Source organism: Sinorhizobium sp. 8-89 (genome assembly GCF_030124325.1).
In the GTDB taxonomy this organism is placed as follows: domain Bacteria; phylum Pseudomonadota; class Alphaproteobacteria; order Rhizobiales; family Rhizobiaceae; genus Sinorhizobium.
Genome location: NZ_JASKLR010000027.1, coordinates 642 through 19,283, shown reverse-complemented (window position 1 = coordinate 19,283; position 18,642 = coordinate 642). Strand labels below are relative to the sequence as shown.

The window sequence follows — 18,642 nt, the reverse complement described above, 5'->3', positions numbered from 1 at the left end:
GCGAGAAGCTCAAAACTCCTCCCAATCGTCCCGTGCAGCGGCGGAACTGCCGCCGAAGGCTCGGGCGACGCTGCCCATCATCCGCCGGGCGGGCGATGCGACGGGACGACTTGTTTCCCTTGCAGGTGCAATCACACCGGCATCCCGGTCGACCTTGAAGTAGGCGATCAGGTTCGCAAGGTTGCCGGTTTCGGCCGAAAGCTTGTGCGTCGCCGCGTTCGCCTCTTCGACCATCGCGGCGTTGCGCTGCGTGACCTGGTCCATCTGGTTGACGGCAGTGCTAACCTCGGCAAGCCCTGTCGACTGCTCGCGCGCGGCCGTCGCGATCGAATGGATATGGTCGTTAATCTTCAGAACGCGCGTTTCGATCTCGCCGAGCGCGGACCCGGTCGCCTGCACGAGCTTGACTCCGGTCGCCACTTCGCTGCCCGACTTGGAAATGAGCGTCTTGATGTCCTTGGCTGCGCTGGCCGCCCGCTGGGCGAGTTCGCGGACCTCCTGTGCAACGACTGCGAAGCCCTTGCCGGCGTCACCCGCACGCGCCGCCTCGACGCCCGCATTGAGCGCCAGAAGGTTGGTCTGGAAGGCGATTTCATCGATGACGTTGGTGATCTGGCCGATCTCGCTTGAAGCCTGCTCGATGCGGCCCATGGCCTCGACCGCACTACGGACGACGGAGGCGGATTCGGCCGCGCTTTCCTTTGCCTCAGTGACCATGACCGACGCTTCCTGCGCCCTCTCGGTCGAGCTGCGAACGGCGGCGGTGATCTCGTCGAGCGCCGCCGAGGTCTCCTCGAGCGAGGCGGCCTGCTGCTCCGTGCGCTTCGACAGGTCGTCCGCCGCCGAGCGCAGTTCGGATGCGTTGCCATTGATCGAGTCCGTCGTGGTGCGAACCTCGCGCAAGGTTTTCTGCAAGGTGGTGAGCGTGTCGTTGACGTTCCTTTGCAGTTCCGCGAAGGCGCCCTGGAACTGGCCGTTCATGCTCTGCGTCAAGTCGCCGGCTGCAAGGCTTGCGATGACCCGCCGCGTTTCGGAAATCCCGCTGTCGACGCCGCCGACGAGTTCATTGACGCTCGCAGCAAAACGGTTGAGGTCGTCGTTGCCGTAGTCCTTGCTGATGCGTTTGGTGAAATCGCCCGCGGCGGCCGCTGAGACGACGATGCCGATGCTCGACTGGAGATCGGCGCTCTTTTCCCGCAACGCCGCTTCCTGCGCGTTGAGTTCACGCACCGCGAGCCCATTCTGCTTGAAGATGGCGACGGCGGCGGCCATGTCGCCGATCTCGTCCTTGCGTCCGGCGAAGGGCACATCCGCCGACAGATCACCCCCGGCAAGCTGCTTCATGGTGCCCGTCAGGTCGAGGATCGGCCGGCTGAGCTGATTGGTGCCGATGTAGAAGGCCGTACCGATGCCGGCGATCAGCCCGAGGCCGGCGATCCCGAGCACGATCAGAACAACCGAGCGTTCAAAAGCTGCGATCTCGTCCGTGATGGCCTGAAGCGATTCCAGATTGGCATCCACGACCACGTCTATCTCGGCCTGGAAAGCCTTGCGGTTGGCGCGATTGGCGTCGTTGTTGCCCTGCTCGTTGGCAGCCTGCGGCGAAACCTCTCGGCCGAGACGGGCCGTCTCGATGCGGAAGGTCTTGAACTCGTCAGCGCGCTCCGCCAGTGCATCGAAGGAAGAAAGGTTGTCGGCGGGAACCAGCGGACGCCAGTCTTGGAGCAGCGCGTCGATCTTGTCGAGATTCTTGAGGAGGCCCTCCGCGAAGGGCTTTGCTTTTTCGATTGTCGGTGCGGCGTAGATGCCGCGCGATTCCATGACGACGCCGGTCACCAGACGATTGAGCCGCTCGCCCTTGAACGCCCGGTCAGATGCGTTCTGGAATTGATGAAGCTTGTCGTTGTATTGCGACACGATCAGCAAAGACATGCCGGTAATGGCGATCGCCAGCAGACTCATGATGCCGACGATCAAGTATATTTTCCCGCGAATTTTCATTCCTGTCCCCAACGCCCGCAGACGTCGCCCCCTTGGTGCACGGTGCTCGCTGCACACACAAAGGGAATGCTAAAATGCGCGTGGTTAACGAAAACCATCACCGGTCCGGCCAACATCTGGCGAGGCTGAATTAGGTTTTTGTTCACAGATCTGCACTACAGCGCCCCGCGGCTTATCCGACGCGCAAAGGTTGCTGCACAATTGTGAGTTGCTGCATGATTTCGTCCTTAGATCGACCGGTTTGAGGGATCATGCAACAAGCTCAGCGCGCCAAAGGAACCGCTGTCAGGCCTGGCGTCGGATGATCGCGGGGATCGGGAATTGACTTTGCCGGACATTTGTCCTTATAAGCCGCGCACGTCCGGTCAAACCATCCTGCCCGCAAGGCGGAGCTGTGCCCGGTTACGTAAACGCTCTTGCACTTTGCAAACCCAAGAAGGGCCGCACACCGCGGTATTTAAATAAATGAAGCGTACCTACCAACCGTCCAAGCTTGTTCGCAAGCGCCGTCACGGCTTCCGTGCACGCATGTCCACCAAGGGTGGCCAGAAGGTCCTCGCAGCCCGCCGGGCTCGTGGCCGCAAGCGTCTCTCGGCGTAAGCCGAGTTTGCCCGAAACCTCATGTCCGGGCATATGACGTCAGATAAAGACAAAACGACTGTCGGGCGGCTGAAAAGCCGTCCGCAGTTCTTGGCCGTCAGAGCTGGAGAAAGCCGCAAAGGCCCGCTATTTCTCCTCGAAGTGCTCGACCGCAAGGATATGGAAGGTGACGCCCGCGTCGGCTTCACCGTTACCAAGAAGCACGGCAATGCCGTAGAGCGCAACCGAATGCGCCGACGCCTCAAAGAAGCAGTGCGGCTTTCAGCCGGGTTTGCAATGAAACCCGGACACGACTATGTGATTGTCGCCCGACGCGATCTGCTGCATGCCCCCTTCGACGCATTGGCCCGGGCGCTTTGCGATCGCATCGAAAACAAGCCGAAACAGAAGCGGCCTTCGGCCGGTTCCAGGAAACCATGATGGAAAACAACCGCAATTATTTCGTCGCGATTGCACTGTCCGTGCTGATCCTCGTCGCTTGGCAATTTTTCTATGTCAATCCGAGGATCGAAAAGGACCGCATCGCTGCGGAACAAGCCCAGCAGACGCAACAGGCTCAACCACAGGGCGGCACGCAGCAGGCGACCCCGGGGCAGGCGCTGCCCAGCGGCGCCGTTCCGGGCGAAAGCCGCGACCAGGCCGTCGCCAAGTCTGCACGCGTGGAAATCGACACGCCGGCGCTTGCGGGATCCATCAACCTGACCGGCGCGCGTTTCGACGATCTGAAGCTCAAGGGCTACCATGAGACGGTCAATCCGCAGAGCCCGGTCATTACCCTCTTCAGCCCGGCGGAAACCGCCGACGGCTATTTCACCGAGCTCGGTTATGTCGGCAACGACACGACCGGAACCATGCCCGGTCCGCAGACCGTGTGGACGCTTTCCGGCGGCGACAAGCTGACCGCATCCACGCCGGTGACGCTGACCTACACCAACGACAAGGGCATCACCTTCACCCGGACGATTTCCGTCGACGACCGTTACATGTTCCAGGTCGTCGACAGCATCAAGAACGGCGCCGCAGAGCCGGTTTCGCTCTCCGCCTACGGCCGCGTTACGCGCTTCAACAAGCCGACGACCCCGAGCATCTACGTGCTGCATGAGGGTTTCATCGGCGTGGCCGGCGACAACGGCCTGCAGGAATACGGCTATTCGAAGATCGAGGACGAGAAGTCGGTCGAGCCCGGCAAGGCCATCGGCGGCTGGCTCGGCATCACCGACAAGTACTGGGCGGCGGCGATCGTTCCGCCGCAGGCAACGGCCTTCGACACCCGTTTCTCCCACTTCACCGATGGCCGCGCGCGCTACCAGAGCGACTACAAGGCGGATGCGGTGACGATCGCTCCGGGCCAGACTTCAGAGGTGAAGAACCTGGTCTTTGCGGGCGCCAAGGAAGTGCCGGTCATCGACAATTACGAGGCTGCCTATTCCATCCCGCAATTCGATCTGATGATCGACTGGGGCTGGTTCTATTTCATCACCAAGCCGATGTTCAAAATGATGGACTACTTCTATCGGCTGTTCGGCAACTTCGGCATAGCGATCCTGATCACCACGATCGTCGTCAAGCTTCTCTTCTTCCCGCTCGCCAACAAGCAGTATGCGTCGATGGCGAACATGAAGAAAGTTCAACCGAAAATGGAGGAACTGAAGAAGAAATTCGGTGACGACCGCATGGGCCTGCAGCAGGCGATGATGCAGCTCTACAAGGAAGAGAAGATCAATCCGCTGGCTGGCTGCTGGCCGATTCTCCTGCAGATCCCGGTGTTCTTCGCGCTCTACAAGGTGATCTACGTCACCATCGAGATGCGCCATGCGCCGTTCTTCGGCTGGATCCAGGACCTGTCGGCACCCGATCCGACAACGATCTTCAACCTGTTCGGACTGCTGCCTTTCGACGTCCCTCTCTTCCTGCATCTCGGCGTCTGGCCGATCATCATGGGCATCACCATGTTCCTGCAGATGCGGATGAACCCGACACCGCCGGATCCGACGCAGGCAATGCTGTTCACCTGGATGCCGGTGGTTTTCACCTTCATGCTGGCGTCGTTCCCGGCCGGCCTCGTCATCTACTGGGCTTGGAACAACACGCTGTCGATCATCCAGCAGTCGATCATCATGAAGCGTCAGGGCGTGAAGATCGAGCTCATCGAGAACCTCAAATCCCTGTTCACGAAGAAACCCAAACCGGCGGAATAGCCGTTGGACGTCACACCGCTTCAAAGCCCTGGGTCGAACGATCCGGGGCTTTTTCTTTCCTCATTTCCGCTTTGCGACAACCGCCTGTCGCGAACGCCCGCGCCTGCAACCGGCAAGCAATCTATCGTCTGCCAGTTCCGATCCGGATTCCGTTCATGTCGCAACCGACCGTACTGCCGAAATCCGCCATGCCGGTGCAAGGCCGCGCAACCGGCATCGCGCTCGTTCTCGGCTCGGCGATCGTGTGGAGCTTCGGCGGCACGCTCGCGCGTTTTCTCGCAATCGACGACAGTTGGATTATCGTCTTCTGGCGGTCGATCTTCGCCGCGTTATTTCTGCTCGGCTTCATGCTTGTCCGCGACGGCGCTTCGAACATGACGCGGCTCTTCCGCGACATGGGCTGGCCGGGCGTCGCCGTCGGTTGCTGCTTCGCGACGGCATCCACGAGTTTCGTGCTCGCACTTGCCTACACGACCGTCGCCAATATCCTGCTCATTCAAGCGGGCGTTCCGCTTATTGCGGCCCTCATCGGCCGGGTCGTGTTCCGCGAAACTGTCTCATCACTCACCTGGCTCGCAATCGCCGCGGTCATCGCCGGCGTCCTGGTGATGGTTTCGGATTCGATTAGCGGCGCGGTCTCGCCGGTCGGGGATGCGCTTGCCCTGCTGATCGCATTCGCCTTCGCCTGCGCAACGGTCATCACCCGCCGCTATGCCGATGTCCGCATGACGCCGGCGGCCTGTCTTGGCACACTCATTGCCGCCACGATCGCGGCAACGCAGGCCTCGGGCTTTGCCGTCACTGCAGCCGAATTCGGAATCCTCATCGCTTTCGGGGCCTTGAATTTCGGCCTCGGCCTCGCCCTTTTCGTCACTGGTGCGAGGTTGCTTCCTTCGGCACTCGCGGCATTGCTTGGGACGGTCGAAACCGTGCTCGCGCCTCTCTGGGTCGCCGTCATCTACGACGAAATTCCCCGCGCGAGCACCATCGTCGGCGGGTCGATCGCGCTATTTGCCCTTTTTGCCTATCTCGCTATCGAACTCTGGCGGCAGCGCCGGTTGTTGCGCTGAGGCTTTCCATATGGCCGTGAAGCCAGTGCAAAGCCGGCCAACGCTTGACAAGTCGGACCAAAACATTGAAGCCGACCGGGCAACGAGGAAAAATCGAGCGATGACCGAGAAGAAGAAAAACCGGAACGATTCCTCCGCTTTCGGCCGCCCATGGATCTTTATTCGCGGCGTTCCTGCCATGAAGTTCCTGCCGCCCGAGGGTCCGCTGGAGATCGCCTTTGCCGGCCGCTCGAACGTCGGCAAATCGTCACTGATCAACGCCCTTGTCGGACAGAAGGGCCTCGCGCGCACATCGAACACGCCGGGCCGCACCCAAGAGCTCAACTATTTCGTGCCCGACGGCTATTCCGGCGAGGCCGGCGACCTGCCCCCGATGGCGCTCGTCGACATGCCCGGGTACGGCTACGCCCAGGCACCCAAGGAACAGGTCGATGCCTGGACCAAACTCGTCTTCGACTATCTGCGCGGCCGTTCGACGCTGAAGCGTGTCTACGTGCTGATCGACGCCCGTCACGGCATCAAGAAGAACGACGAAGAAGTGCTCGCGCTGCTCGACAAGGCCGCCGTTTCCTATCAGATCGTGCTCACCAAGACCGACAAGATCAAGGCGGCGGGCGTGCCTCGGCTGATCGCCGAAACAATCGAGAAGATCAAGAAACGTCCGGCCGCCTTTCCGGAGGTGCTATCGACCTCGTCGGAAAAGGGTGTCGGCATCGAGGAACTGCGCGCCGCGATCGATCTCGCGGTCACGCGCTGAGACCGGCGCATCTACCCGCGGACCAGCATATCCCACGACAAAGTCCTTGATCTTCGTCACTACCCCGACAGGCAAAGCGCTCTATCTTTGCGAGCGGCGGCATCCTTTTCGCCGGCCGGGCCAAGATCCAGGAGAGAGACATGTCCGATCTGATTGTCGTGGGTTTCGATTCGATGGAAGAGGCCGACAGGGTTCTCTTGAAGCTGAACAGCCTGAGCAAGGAATATCTGGTCGATCTCGAAGATGCTGTCGTCGTCGTGCGCGATGGCGAAGGCAAGGTGCATCTGAAGCAGAGCCTAAATCTCACTGCCGTCGGTGCGACCTCGGGCCTTCTTTCCGGTTCGCTCTGGGGTGGCCTCGTCGGCCTGCTTTTCCTCAATCCGCTCGCAGGCTTCGCGATCGGTGGCGCACTCGGTGCTGGCGCCGGGGCGCTTTCCGGCTCGCTCACCGACTACGGCATCGACGACGACTTCATCAAGTCGCTCGGCAGCACGATCCCGAACAGTTCCTCGGCGCTCTTCATTCTGGTGCGCAAGGTGCAACCGGAGAAGGTGCTGGCCGAATTTTCGGGCCTGCGCGGCCGTGTGCTGAAAACGTCGCTCTCGCCCGAGCAGGAGCAAAAGCTCCAGGCCGCACTCTCCGACGTGCAGACACCCTCGCCGCAGGCGGGCACGTTTTAAGCGTTTGCTCTTCGTCGTTCCCTAGCGGCGCCTCATACGCATCGGCCCTGCGCGTCACGGTCACGCGCACCGGCCGCTGGTCACGCGGCGGCCGGCGCAAATTTGAGCGCCAGTCCGTTGATGCAGTGCCGCTTGCCGGTCGGCGGCGGACCGTCGTCAAAAATGTGGCCGAGATGCCCGCCGCAGCGGCGGCAGTGGCATTCGGTCCTTGTCATGAACAGGGAATTGTCCTCGCGTGTGCCGACCGCGCCCGGGAGCGATTGCCAGAAGCTCGGCCAACCGGTACCGCTGTCATATTTGGCATCGGAGGAGTAAAGCGCCAGGTCACATCCCGCGCAGTGGAAAATCCCTTTGCGTTTCTCGTTATTCAGCGCGCTCGTGAAGGGCCGTTCCGTGTTCTCCTGCCGCAGGATGCTGTATTGCTCCGCTGTCAGGATCGCCCGCCACTCCTCGTCCGTCTTTACGACCTCGAAAGTTTCACTGTTGGCCGCGCGCGCGGCAGGCGCAAAGCCACGGGCGACCGTCGATGCGGCGAGTGCGGCGCCCGCCACCAGGAAATTGCGACGGTTCGTCATGAGAACCTCCCGTCCAAAGACGCATTTGCCGTTGATGCTCGTATTAGAGACTAGCGGACCGACGGAAGCGGGACAAAACAAAGTCCATCAAACCGCCGTGAGAGAGCCGCAGGCAGCAGAGCGCGAGTCGCCCGGGCGGCGGGTCGTTGCCCGCCGCCTGCGATTGTCAACCTTTCGGCAGCAGTACCTTGTTGATGACGTGAATGACGCCGTTCGACTGTTTCACATCGGCGATCGTCACCCAGGCCGTGCCACCAGTTTCATCGGTCAGTCCGATCTTGCCGCCGTCGGTCTTGGCCTTCAGGATGCAACCGCCGATCGTCTTGACGTCGTGTTCCCCGCCGTCGTCCTTGATCATCGCCGCGATCGTCGCCGACATCGCGTCGGCGGCGACGACATGGCAGGTCAGAACGGTCGTAAGCTTGTCCTTGTTCTCAGGCTTCAGCAGCGTGTCGACCGTGCCGGCCGGCAGCGCCTCGAAGGCCGCGTTCGTCGGTGCGAAGACGGTAAAGGGTCCCTTGCCCTGCAGGGTCGCGACGAGACCGGCCGCCTTCACGGCCGCAACCAGCGTCGTGTGGTCCTTCGAGTTGATGGCATTTTCGACGATATTCTTCTCGGCATACATCGGCGCGCCACCCACCATCGGGTTCTCGGCGTAGGCGGCGACCGCACCTGTCGTGAACATGGAGGCGACGAGTGCCGAACGGATCACAAACCTGAACATCTCTCTCTTCCTTCCTGTTGCGCTTGCCCGCTGAGACGACCTTGAAAGGGTCCGCTCGGGCGATTGCTGTTCCTCCCAGGGAACATTGACAAGCAACGGGAGGCGCGGAGAAAGAGTTTCAGGCGGCGCGCTCTGCTTCTATCCATCTGAAAGACGACGTCTTTTTGCTGGAAGCGCTGCAGGCGCCAGCGTCTGCCTAGAGATGGCGAGCCTTGCCGGAGGCAATGACGGGACCCGTCGGTAAGCCGGTCGGCGAGCCGCCAAGCGGCTCGACACTGACGGCAAGGGTCGCGTCCTCGATGAACTTCGTCCGCATTTCGGGCGGCACCAGGAGTTCGCCTTCGCCGGACTGCGGCAGTACTCCCAGCGAGATCGCCGGATTGCTGCCCTCGATCAGCCAGAGTTCGAGAGACTTCTCCTCCGGCTGCCGCGCCGCCACCGGCGTCAGCTTCAGACTGCCGGATGTCCTGTCGAAACGGGCAACCAGATTGATGGTATTGCCTTCGCCGGAAAGCTCCGCCACCAGCGGCTGACTTTGCGGCTCGCTGAAGAGGCCAGCCATCGACGCGCCCATGATCGCGACGGCAGCAAGCGAAGCGATGGCGAGGCTGCGCCAGAGAAGAAGCGAGTTCCAGAAGCCGACCGGAGGAGCGGCCACCGGAGCAGGCGGAAAAATGCTGCGCTCCACGGCAGCAAGCACATGGGCTGGCGGCCTAACCGCTTCATAGGCATCATCGAAGGAGGCGAGATTGTGCTGCCAGCGATCGACCATGGCGGCGAAATTCCGGTCCGATGCCATGCGCGCCTCGACCTTGCGGCGGTCCTCCGCCGACAGAACGCCGAGCACATATTCCCCGGCGATCACTTCATCGCGGCGAAAATCTCCGCTCTCGGGATTCTGCGTCGTCATCGCTCCATGCACTCTCTCAGCTTCAGGAGGCTGCGTCTCAACCAGGTCCGCATCGTATTGAGCGGTACCGCGAACATCTCGGCCAGTTCCTGGTAGCTCAATCCTTCGACATAGGCTCGGCGCACCGCCTCGGCGCGATCCTTCTCGAGCTCCTCCATGCAGGCGTCGATCCGCCTGCCTTCCGACCGGACTGCTGCCGATCGTTCCGGATCTGGAGCAGGATCAGCCAAATCATAGGCCTCGTCAATCGCGTTTGCGACGGGTTTTCGCGCTCGGATGTGGTCGATCGCATGGTTGCGTGCGATTGCCGTGAGCCAGGACATCGGACTCGCCTGCCCGGTCGCGAAACGGTCGGCGCGTTGCCATACCTTGACGTAGATTTCCTGTAGCGCTTCTTCCGCTTCGCTGTGATCCTTGAGAATACGAAGACAAACGCCGAAAAGTTTGGGACTCGTCTGGCGATAGAGCGCCACAAAGGCATCGCGGTCTCTCAGGGCCACGCGGCCAAGCAGCGCGGAGATCTCCTCATCAGCCATGACGATTGCGCCCCTCACGGCATCAAAGCATCACCATAGGATAGAGAGACCGCCAGAACCAGCAGGAGTGTCATTACGGCTTTATGTTGCCCGCCGATCATTCCATCCTTTCGGAACTTGCGTTTTCGCCATGAAAGGCTCTAAACAGCACCCGATATTTTCGAGGATCCGCCATGTCCGCATCAGAAAGTGAAATCCAGGCACGCCTGCTCACACAAGCGCTGCCCTACATGCAGCGCTACGAGAACAAGACGATCGTCGTCAAATATGGCGGCCATGCCATGGGCAATCCGGAACTGGGGCGCGCGTTCGCCAGCGATATCGCGCTTCTGAAACAGTCCGGTGTCAACCCGATCGTCGTGCATGGGGGCGGGCCGCAGATCGGCGCCATGCTGACAAAGATGGGCATCGAATCGAAATTCGAAGGCGGCTTGCGCGTCACCGACGAGAAGACCGTCGAGATCGTCGAGATGGTGCTTGCCGGCTCGATCAACAAGGAAATCGTCGCCCTCATCAACCAGACCGGCGAGTGGGCGATCGGCCTTTGCGGCAAGGACGGCAACATGGTCTTCGCCGAAAAGGCGAAGAAGACCATTCGCGACCCCGACTCCAACATCGAACGCGTTCTCGATCTCGGCTTCGTCGGCGACGTGGTCGAGGTGGACCGCACCCTGATCGACCTGCTCGCGCGCTCGGAGATGATTCCGGTGATTGCACCGGTGGCGCCCGGCCGCGACGGCCACACCTACAATATCAACGCCGACACCTTCGCCGGCGCCATTGCCGGTGCGCTCAACGCGACCCGCCTGCTCTTCCTCACCGACGTTCCGGGCGTGCTCAACAAGCAGGGTGAACTGATCAAGGAACTGTCGGTGGCGCAGGCGCGCGCGCTGATCGCCGACGGCACGGTTTCCGGCGGCATGATCCCGAAGGTCGAGACCTGCATCGACGCGATCAAGGCCGGTGTGCAGGGCGTGGTCATTCTCAACGGCAAGACCGCCCATTCGGTCCTGCTCGAGATCTTCACCGAGCACGGCGCGGGCACGCTGATCGTGCCGTGATCTGCCATAAGAGTGCCGTGGTTACCTGGCGGCGTTCTTGTAGATCTTCTCGGCCTCACCACGCAGCCGCTCGATCATGGCGCGATAGGGGAACGGTCCGTAGCTGACCCGGCCGACACCTGCCGCCGCGAGCGTAGCGAGGTCCGGCGCGCCCGGCTTCATCATCGCGTTCACCGGCAGCGGCGAGGCCGCACAAATCCTGCCGATCAGGCCCGCATCGGCCAATCCCGGCACGAAGAAGCCGCTGGCGCCGGCTTCGGCATAGGCTTTGCCGCGCGCGATTGCCTCGTCGAGCAGCCCTGCATGGCGTGCTGCATCGCTCTCCTGAAGGAAAAGATCGGTACGGGCATTGATGAACAGCGCTGTGCCGCGACGCTCCGCCATCTCGCGGATAGCTCGGATGCGTGTGGCCTGCTTGTCGATGGCATGGACACCGCCCTTGCCGACCACCTGGTCCTCGAAATTGATGCCGATCGCGCCGGCATCGAGCAACTGAGCGACGTTCGCCGCCCCCTGGGCCGCGTCCTCCGCATAGGCGCCTTCGAAGTCCACCGAAAGAGGCAGATCCGTCGCGCCGACGATCAGCCGAACGATTTCGAGCAGCAGTGCGAGCGGTATCTTTTCGCCGTCGCCGAAGCCCTGCGCCGCCGCAACCGACCAGCTTCCGGTGGCAAGCGCCTTTGCACCGGCTTCGGCTACGCAACGGGCGCTGCCCGCATCCCAGATATTGTACAGAACGACCGGGTCGCCCTTGCGATGCAGCGCTGCAAAGGCAAGCGCCTTTTCCTGTTGATTCATCCGACATCCTCCGCAAACAATCCAACTGGTTTCATTTTTCCTTCGTGCCGCAGCAGCCATTGCTTTCGCCGAAGACCGCCGCCGTAGCCGGTCAGCGATCCGTCCGCGCCGATGCAACGGTGGCAAGGGATGACGATCGCGATACAGTTGGCGCCATTTGCCTTGGCGACTGCACGCACCGCCTGGAGGGTGGCGACCTCCCGCGCGATATCGCTGTAGGATCGCGTCTCGCCCAACGGTATTTCCAAAAGCTTTGCCCAGACCTGTCGCTCGAAGGCGCTCCCGTCGAGCGCCAGAGGCGTGCGGAAATCGCCTGATTCTCCGGAAAAATAGGCCTTCAGTTCCGCCTCGATCTGGTCGATCGGCGGCGTCCTGCCCCGTGCGACCGCGGACCGCGTCTTGCGCTTGAGGCTTTCCATTTCGGTTTGCAAGGCTTTGCGGTCGTGGAATTCGAGCAGATGAAGATGCGTCTTGTCGGCGACCGCAACCATTGGGCCGAGCGGCGTTTCAATCGTATCGGCAAATAGCAACTGGCGACCCTGCGACAAGGCCGGCGCCTCCCCTATCAGCTTCGCGAAAGCGGTACGAAAGCCGCTCGGCGAGTCATAACCGGCATCGATCTGTGCTTCAATAACGCTTGCGCCGGCCGAAAGCTGACGGGCGGCCTCGCCCATCCGCCGCTGACGGGCGAGGTCGAGAAAGGTAACCCCAAACGCCCGCTTGAAGGCGCGACGCACGGTCGATGGATCGAACCCGTGCAGGACGAGATCGTCCTCCGTCCAGCGACGATCCGGAGAACCATCGAGCAATTCAAGAAGGTCGTTGACCAGCGGCTGCTTCTCAGAAGGCTGGCCCAGCGGGCGACATCGCTCGCAGGGGCGAAAACCGGAATTGATGCAAGCGGCGATGCTGTCGAAAAACAGCGTGTTTTCCCGCTTCGGCTTGCGGGCAGGACAGGAGAGCCGGCAGAAGATGCCGGTGCTCTTGACGCAGACGAAGGCCTGGCCCTCGTAATCCGCGCTTCGGGCCAGAAGCGCGTCGTAAAGGATATCGTCGTTCGGCAGATCGAAAAGCATGGCGCAGTTGTAGCACTCGACGGACGACTCGTCCGCCGAAATTCGGGCGTCTATTTCGGGCGCCCTAGAGAACGACCAGCATCACGACGCCGAGCACGATCAACAGGCAGCCGAGCAATTCGAGGCGGTTGATCCACTCGCGGAAGACGAAGAAGGACGAGGCGAAGGTGAAGAGCATTTCGACCTGCGCCACCACCTTGACGATCGCCGCCTGCTGCAAGGTCATCGCCATGAACCAGCCGAACGACGCCGAGGCGCCGACAAAGCCGACGACGAAGGCCGGCCTCCATGCCGCACCGATGCGGTGCAACTCCTCCGGCTCGCGGACGGTGATCCAGACGAGCATTACGACCGTCTGCAGCAGGATGACGAAGCCTAGCGTGAAACTCGCCTGCATCATGTAATCCGGCGCAGGCAGGCTGGGCGCAAGCGCCAGCGAGGCGGATCGATAGGAAACGGCCGAGAGACCGAAGAACGTGCCGGACATGAGGCCTATCGCGGCGGTGCGGCTGAAAACGGAGGTCAGCAAAGACCGCGCGCTGAGCTTGGTGCGGGCAACGGAAATAAGCATGACGCCGACCACCGAAATGGCAATCGCGACCAGCGCGCCCTGGCTCGCTTTCTCGTCCAGGAAAATCAGGCCGAAGAGAGCTGCCTGCGCCGGTTCGGTGCGAGAATAGGCCGTACCGACGGCAAAGTTGCGAAAGGAGAAGAGGTGGACGAGCAGGAAGGTCGCAGCGATCTGCGCCAGCCCGCCGATAACTGCCCATTGAAAAAACGTGGCGTTCGGAACCGGCAAGGGATGCGCGGCGAAACGCCAGAGGACCACGAGATAGAAGAGCGCGAACGGCAGGCCGAAGCCAAAGCGCACGAAGGTCGCGCCGGTGGTGCCCATGACACCCTTCAGATGCTTCTGCATGGCGGAGCGGACGTTCTGAAGGAAGGCCGCCGTGACGGTGATAAGGACCCAGGTTTCCATGGCTGCGAGCTAGCACGCAGGTCCAGACATTGCCAAGAACTCCGTACAGCCATCGGTGTTTCAATCCGACTTTTCCTGAACCTCCGCCGGGTAAATGGCCCGACTGAATTTGAGCGCCGGCCCCTCCTGCTCGAATGTCTTCACGCGATCGTCGTAGTTCGGCGAGAGTGTGCCCAGCACGCGATCCCAGAACGAGAAATAGTTGCCGTAATTGTACCGGAAACCCGAATGATGCTGATCATGGAAGGTGGTGCACAACAGGGGGGACGGATAACGTGCTGTCGATGAGGCGAAATACTCGAATCCACAGTGCCCGAACATGCCGTTGAAATGTTCGAACAGTCTTTGGCCGATGAGAATCGTCGGCGGAAACGGGACGGCGAAAACGATCACCGCTGAAAAACCCTGCAATAGAAAGTTGTCGAAAACATCCTCCGAATAGGTGCTCCAGATCGTCGGTGCGATACTTTTATGGTGGAGTGCGTGCAGGGGGTAGAGCCATTTGGTGTGCAGCAGCCGGTGCATGAAATAGAACCAGGTATCGTAGAGGAACAGGCACAGGACAAAGAGCGGCACCGCCGCCCACCAGTTGAAGGCCCAGGGCGCCGGCGCCCAGCCCTTCTGCTGGGCGTACAGGCCGATTGCCAGCGGCAGACTGGCGCTGAACATCGAGGCCAGGCTCTGGCGGATTTCTGCCTTGCGGCGCCTGTCGGAACCGCGTCCCTTCTGAATCCTTCGCTCAGGATTGCGATCGTTGACCCAGGTCAGGCCGTGGCCAAGGGCGAAATAGGTAACGACAGTCGTAGCGTAGAATCCGAACAGAAACAGCAGATAGAACAGTTCGTCCGACATTGGCACCTGCAGCCCCGAGCCAAAACCGCGCCAGCCGAAAGATGCCATGCCGTTTTGGCAAGTCAAAGTGGAAATGTGTGCGTCGGCAGGACAGCCCGGGGCGCATTTTCTGGTTTGCCGCCGCCCATACCCGTGTCATAACCCGGCCATGAAAAAGCTCGACCGCCTCCCGACCCATGCCGAGTTCGCCCATGTCACAGACTGGGTCTTCGACCTCGACAACACGCTCTATCCGCATCACGTCAATCTCTTCGCACAGATCGACCGCAACATGACTGCCTATGTCGCCGAGCTCCTGTCGCTCGAGCCGGCGGAAGCGAAGAAGCTGCAGAAGGAATATTATCGCGATCACGGCACGACCCTGCAGGGGCTGATGATCCATCACGGCGTCGATCCGAACGACTTCCTGCAGCGGGCGCATGCGATCGACTACAGCGTGGTTCCAGCCGATCCCGCGCTCGGCGAGGCGATCAAGGCGCTGCCTGGCCGCAAGTTCATCTTTACCAATGGCAGCGTCCACCATGCAGAGATGACGGCGCGCGCGCTCGGTATTCTCGACCATTTCGACGACATCTTCGACATCGTCGCCGCCAGTTTCGTCCCGAAGCCCGCGGGCGATACCTACGACAAGTTCATGAGCCTTCACCGCGTCGACACCCGCAACGCGGTGATGTTCGAGGATCTGCCGCGCAATCTCCTGGTCCCGAAGGCACTCGGGATGAAGACGGTGCTGCTCGTGCCGCAAAATCTCGAATACGAGTTCGCCGAAGCGTGGGAGACATCGAGCGACGCGGACGAACAGATCGACTACGTCACCGAAAATCTGGCCGGGTTCCTGCGGCGGGTTGTGGCGCCAGCCTGACGCAACACAATTCAACCAAGGAAAAACCGCTTTTCCGCTACTGCATGCTGCTTAAATCGTAGGATCTAAGGAAACATGCAGCTATCAAAGTACTACAGCGTCCTTTGCGCGTCTGATAAGACGCGCGGCGCTGTAGAGACTTAAATTACCAAAGTTTAACTGGTGCCGGCGTCGCGCGTGCCTATCCTTCAGTCGGGATTACTGATCGAAAGGCAGCATGATGCGCAACAGGACTTTCATTCTCGGCGCCACCGTCCTCGCGGTGGCAGCGACCGGACTTTCGGCACCGTCGTTTGCCGCAAAGGCCAAGCTTACGCCCGAACAGCGCGCCGAGCGCATGATCAAGCGTCTCGACACAAGCGGCGATTCCAAGGTTTCGCTCCAGGAACTTCAGGCGCGGATATCGGCCAATTTCAAGAGCTTCGACGCCAATGGCAATGGTGAGATCAGCCGCGAAGAGATCGAGGCAAAGCGCCAGGCATTCCGCGAGGCGCGCAAGACCTGGCGCGAAGCCCGGGCCAAGACCGGCGCCGAGCGCGGCGAGGCGATCGCCAAGCTCCGGGAGATGCGCCCCGCGATGCTGCCAGGCATGCGACCGCGCGCTTTCGCCCGCGTCGATGCAGACGGCAATGGATCGCTGAGCGCAACGGAAGTGACAGGTGCCGCGGAGAGGATGTTCAAGCGCCGAGACCGGAACGGCGACGGCTTGATCGACGCGGCCGATTTTACCAGAAAAGTGTGAGGCGACTCGTCTCGCCCTCTCCGGACCGAGGAGGGGCGAGACGCATCTAGGCTAGCGCCGGCCCGATGCCATCGGGATCGATCGCGGGTCGACCGTTTCGTAGAAGCCGGCAATGATCTCCCAGGCCTCTTCCGCGGTCTCGACGAAATGAACGAGATCGACATCGTTCGGCGCAATCGTGCCGAACTCGGCCAAGGCCTCGAAATTGATGATGGTGCGCCAGAACTTTTCACCGAAGAGGATAAGCGGCACCAGGGCCAGACGGCCCGTCTGCATCAGGGTCAGCGTTTCGAACAATTCGTCGAGCGTGCCGAAGCCACCCGGAAACACCGTCACCGCCTTCGCGCGCAGCAGGAAGTGCATCTTGCGGATCGCAAAATAGTGGAAATTGAACGACAAGTCCGGCGTCACGAAGCGGTTCGGCGCCTGCTCGTGCGGCAGGACGATGTTGAGGCCGATCGAAGGGGCGCCGGCATCCGCCGCGCCGCGGTTTCCCGCCTCCATCACCCCCGGGCCGCCGCCGGTGACAATGACATATTCCTTGTGGCCGAGCTTGGCGGACTGCTCCGAACAGATCCGCGCGAATTTGCGTGCTTCGTCGTAATAGATCGATGCCGCTTCGAGGTTCTTCCGCTGCGTATCGTTCTTGGCCGCCCAGGCCTCGCCGCCCGGCTCGGGAATGCGCGCGCCGCCGAACATCACCACGGTCGAATTGATTCCCCGCTCCTCGAGCATCATTTCCGTCTTCAAGAGCTCGAGCTGCAGGCGCACCGGTCTCAATTCTTCGCGGCAGAGAAAATCATCATCGACATAGGCAAGACGATAGGTCGGCGAAGCCGACTGCGGCGTCAGCGGCACGGTCGAGGCGCGCAGCCTGCTCTGTGCGCTGTCTGCCAGCGGATCCCAGACCCCATCCTTACGGCGCAGGTTGCGCTTCTTCATACGTGCCATATTTCATCTTCCCGTCGCGTTTCGGACAGACGGCATCTCGTCCGGACGCGCCTTGTCGTGTTTCCTCGGTCATAGAGGCGTCCCTACTGCCGGAAACATCGAAGCTTGCCAAGTCCTGCTGAGAGGTCGGAGCCGAAAAGCGCTTCAACTTTTCAGAATCACGCGCCGCAGCGCAGCGCGTCATCGAGACGCGCAAAGACCCCTGCGGCACTTTGAATTGCTGCATGACTTTGTCCTTTAATCGGTTCCGATTTAAGGAATTATGCAGTAGAGCTTGCACGACAACCGCCGAACTTAAGGAATTCCGATGACGACCCACAACCTCGCCTCCCTGTCGCAGACCATCGAGACCGCCTTCGACGATCGCGAAGCCGTCAGCACCGGCACCCGCGGAGCGGTCCGCGAAGCCGTCGAAGCGGCGCTGAACCTGCTCGACAGCGGCAAGGTACGCGTCGCCGAGCGCGGCGAGGACGGCACCTGGACCGTCAATCAATGGCTGAAGAAGGCCGTTCTTCTCTCCTTCCGGCTGAACCCGATGGAACTCGTCAGAGGCGGCCCCGGCGAGTCGGTCTGGTGGGACAAGGTTGCCTCCAAGTTCGACGGCTGGAGCGTCAACGAATTCGAGAAGGCCGGGTTCCGCGCCGTGCCGAACTGCGTCGTCCGCCGCTCGGCCTATATCGCGCCGAACGCTATCCTGATGCCGTCATTCGTCAATCTCGGCGCCTATGTCGGCGAAGGCACGATGGTCGACACCTGGGCGACCGTCGGTTCCTGCGCCCAGATCGGCAAGAATGTGCACCTTTCAGGCGGCGTCGGCATCGGCGGCGTGCTGGAGCCGATGCAGGCGGGACCGACGATCATCGAGGACAATTGCTTCATCGGCGCGCGCTCGGAGGTTGTCGAGGGCTGCATCGTCCGCGAGGGTTCGGTCCTCGGCATGGGCGTCTTCATCGGCAAGTCGACTAAGATCGTCGACCGCGCGACGGGCGAAGTGACATACGGCGAAGTGCCGCCCTATTCCGTCGTCGTTGCGGGCTCGATGCCGTCGAGCTCGACCATGGCAAACGGCCAGCCTGCCCCGAACCTCTATTGCGCGGTCATCGTCAAGCGCGTCGACGAGAAGACGCGCGCCAAGACCGGCATCAACGAATTGCTCAGAGACTGACGTCATGGCCGAGGAGGGGCAGCAGCCGAGCATGACCTGGCTGTTCTTCAGCCCTTCCGGCCGCATCGGCCGCCTGCCTTTCTTCCTTTCCTGGCTCTTCTGGTT

Annotated in this window: 20 protein-coding genes and 3 pseudogenes; 11 read left to right on the top strand and 12 right to left on the bottom strand. The window is 61.4% G+C overall.

The window, feature by feature from the left end:
• Positions 1-9 precede the first annotated feature (9 nt).
• Positions 10-2,001 carry a methyl-accepting chemotaxis protein gene (locus QN219_RS28700; RefSeq protein WP_284003709.1) on the bottom strand — a complete coding sequence of 664 codons (1,992 nt, stop codon included), beginning with the start codon at positions 1,999-2,001 and terminating at the stop codon, positions 10-12.
• Between the two features lie 465 nt (positions 2,002-2,466).
• On the opposite strand from QN219_RS28700, the gene rpmH reads away from it, so the two are divergent.
• From rpmH to QN219_RS28670, 6 genes are all read left to right on the top strand, one after another.
• Complete coding sequence (rpmH, locus tag QN219_RS28695; protein ID WP_012706673.1) at positions 2,467-2,601, top strand: 50S ribosomal protein L34; 135 nt, start codon at positions 2,467-2,469, stop codon at positions 2,599-2,601.
• A 21-nt stretch (positions 2,602-2,622) separates the two neighbouring features.
• Positions 2,623-3,021, top strand: coding sequence for a ribonuclease P protein component (gene rnpA, locus QN219_RS28690; RefSeq protein WP_284003707.1), 399 nt, complete (start codon positions 2,623-2,625; stop codon positions 3,019-3,021).
• A complete protein-coding gene (yidC, locus tag QN219_RS28685; protein ID WP_284003706.1) occupies positions 3,021-4,799 on the top strand; it encodes a membrane protein insertase YidC in 1,779 nt (592 codons plus the stop codon). The genes rnpA and yidC overlap by 1 nt, the downstream gene beginning before the upstream one ends.
• Positions 4,800-4,954: 155 nt before the next feature.
• On the top strand, positions 4,955-5,869 hold the full coding sequence (locus QN219_RS28680; protein ID WP_284003705.1) for a DMT family transporter: 915 nt from the start codon (positions 4,955-4,957) through the stop codon (positions 5,867-5,869).
• 100 nt (positions 5,870-5,969) lie between these two features.
• Entirely contained in the window at positions 5,970-6,626 is a 657-nt protein-coding gene (gene yihA / locus QN219_RS28675; RefSeq protein WP_173511060.1) for a ribosome biogenesis GTP-binding protein YihA/YsxC, read from the top strand.
• A gap of 140 nt (positions 6,627-6,766) precedes the next feature.
• On the top strand, positions 6,767-7,306 hold the full coding sequence (locus QN219_RS28670; protein ID WP_284003703.1) for a DUF1269 domain-containing protein: 540 nt from the start codon (positions 6,767-6,769) through the stop codon (positions 7,304-7,306).
• 80 nt (positions 7,307-7,386) lie between these two features.
• Here QN219_RS28670 and msrB read toward each other — a convergent pair whose 3' ends face one another.
• The 4 genes from msrB to QN219_RS28650 form a co-directional block, all read right to left on the bottom strand.
• On the bottom strand, positions 7,387-7,881 hold the full coding sequence (msrB, locus tag QN219_RS28665) for a peptide-methionine (R)-S-oxide reductase MsrB (RefSeq protein ID WP_284003702.1): 495 nt from the start codon (positions 7,879-7,881) through the stop codon (positions 7,387-7,389).
• A 166-nt stretch (positions 7,882-8,047) separates the two neighbouring features.
• A complete protein-coding gene (locus tag QN219_RS28660; RefSeq protein WP_284003701.1) occupies positions 8,048-8,605 on the bottom strand; it encodes a fasciclin domain-containing protein in 558 nt (185 codons plus the stop codon).
• Between the two features lie 196 nt (positions 8,606-8,801).
• Positions 8,802-9,515: an anti-sigma factor domain-containing protein gene (locus QN219_RS28655; protein WP_284003700.1), complete on the bottom strand. Its 714-nt coding sequence runs from the start codon at positions 9,513-9,515 to the stop codon at positions 8,802-8,804.
• On the bottom strand, positions 9,512-10,051 hold the full coding sequence (locus tag QN219_RS28650; protein WP_284003698.1) for a sigma-70 family RNA polymerase sigma factor: 540 nt from the start codon (positions 10,049-10,051) through the stop codon (positions 9,512-9,514). The genes QN219_RS28655 and QN219_RS28650 overlap by 4 nt, the downstream gene beginning before the upstream one ends.
• A gap of 173 nt (positions 10,052-10,224) precedes the next feature.
• Between QN219_RS28650 and argB the strand changes: the two are divergent.
• A pseudogene (argB, locus tag QN219_RS28645) lies at positions 10,225-11,028 on the top strand (acetylglutamate kinase); the annotation flags it as partial.
• On the opposite strand, the pseudogene QN219_RS34305 reads toward argB, so the two are convergent.
• The 5 genes and pseudogenes from QN219_RS34305 to QN219_RS28625 all read right to left on the bottom strand — a co-directional run.
• Positions 11,001-11,120: pseudogene (locus tag QN219_RS34305) on the bottom strand (hypothetical protein); the annotation flags it as partial. The pseudogenes argB and QN219_RS34305 sit on opposite strands and share 28 nt — an antisense overlap.
• Before the next feature lie 13 nt (positions 11,121-11,133).
• Positions 11,134-11,910: an isocitrate lyase/phosphoenolpyruvate mutase family protein gene (locus tag QN219_RS28640; protein ID WP_284003695.1), complete on the bottom strand. Its 777-nt coding sequence runs from the start codon at positions 11,908-11,910 to the stop codon at positions 11,134-11,136.
• Positions 11,907-12,986, bottom strand: coding sequence for a trifunctional transcriptional activator/DNA repair protein Ada/methylated-DNA--[protein]-cysteine S-methyltransferase (locus QN219_RS28635; RefSeq protein ID WP_284003694.1), 1,080 nt, complete (start codon positions 12,984-12,986; stop codon positions 11,907-11,909). The genes QN219_RS28640 and QN219_RS28635 overlap by 4 nt, the downstream gene beginning before the upstream one ends.
• Positions 12,987-13,050: 64 nt before the next feature.
• A complete protein-coding gene (locus QN219_RS28630; protein WP_284003693.1) occupies positions 13,051-13,965 on the bottom strand; it encodes an EamA family transporter in 915 nt (304 codons plus the stop codon).
• 60 nt (positions 13,966-14,025) lie between these two features.
• Entirely contained in the window at positions 14,026-14,817 is a 792-nt protein-coding gene (locus QN219_RS28625) for a sterol desaturase family protein (protein ID WP_284003692.1), read from the bottom strand.
• Between the two features lie 148 nt (positions 14,818-14,965).
• On the opposite strand from QN219_RS28625, the gene QN219_RS28620 reads away from it, so the two are divergent.
• Positions 14,966-15,679: a pyrimidine 5'-nucleotidase gene (locus tag QN219_RS28620; protein ID WP_284003691.1), complete on the top strand. Its 714-nt coding sequence runs from the start codon at positions 14,966-14,968 to the stop codon at positions 15,677-15,679.
• Positions 15,680-15,899: 220 nt separating this feature from the next.
• Entirely contained in the window at positions 15,900-16,421 is a 522-nt protein-coding gene (locus QN219_RS28615; RefSeq protein WP_284003689.1) for a hypothetical protein, read from the top strand.
• Positions 16,422-16,472: 51 nt separating this feature from the next.
• Here QN219_RS28615 and QN219_RS28610 read toward each other — a convergent pair whose 3' ends face one another.
• Together QN219_RS28610 and QN219_RS28605 are read right to left on the bottom strand one after the other, a co-directional pair.
• Positions 16,473-17,372, bottom strand: coding sequence for an LOG family protein (locus QN219_RS28610; protein WP_283975349.1), 900 nt, complete (start codon positions 17,370-17,372; stop codon positions 16,473-16,475).
• Positions 17,338-17,598: a hypothetical protein gene (locus tag QN219_RS28605; protein WP_284003687.1), complete on the bottom strand. Its 261-nt coding sequence runs from the start codon at positions 17,596-17,598 to the stop codon at positions 17,338-17,340. The genes QN219_RS28610 and QN219_RS28605 overlap by 35 nt, the downstream gene beginning before the upstream one ends.
• Before the next feature lie 81 nt (positions 17,599-17,679).
• On the opposite strand from QN219_RS28605, the gene dapD reads away from it, so the two are divergent.
• Together dapD and QN219_RS28595 are read left to right on the top strand one after the other, a co-directional pair.
• Positions 17,680-18,537, top strand: a complete 858-nt coding sequence (dapD, locus tag QN219_RS28600; protein WP_284003686.1) for a 2,3,4,5-tetrahydropyridine-2,6-dicarboxylate N-succinyltransferase — start codon at positions 17,680-17,682, stop codon at positions 18,535-18,537.
• 4 nt (positions 18,538-18,541) lie between these two features.
• Positions 18,542-18,642, top strand: a pseudogene (locus QN219_RS28595) (DUF805 domain-containing protein); the annotation flags it as partial.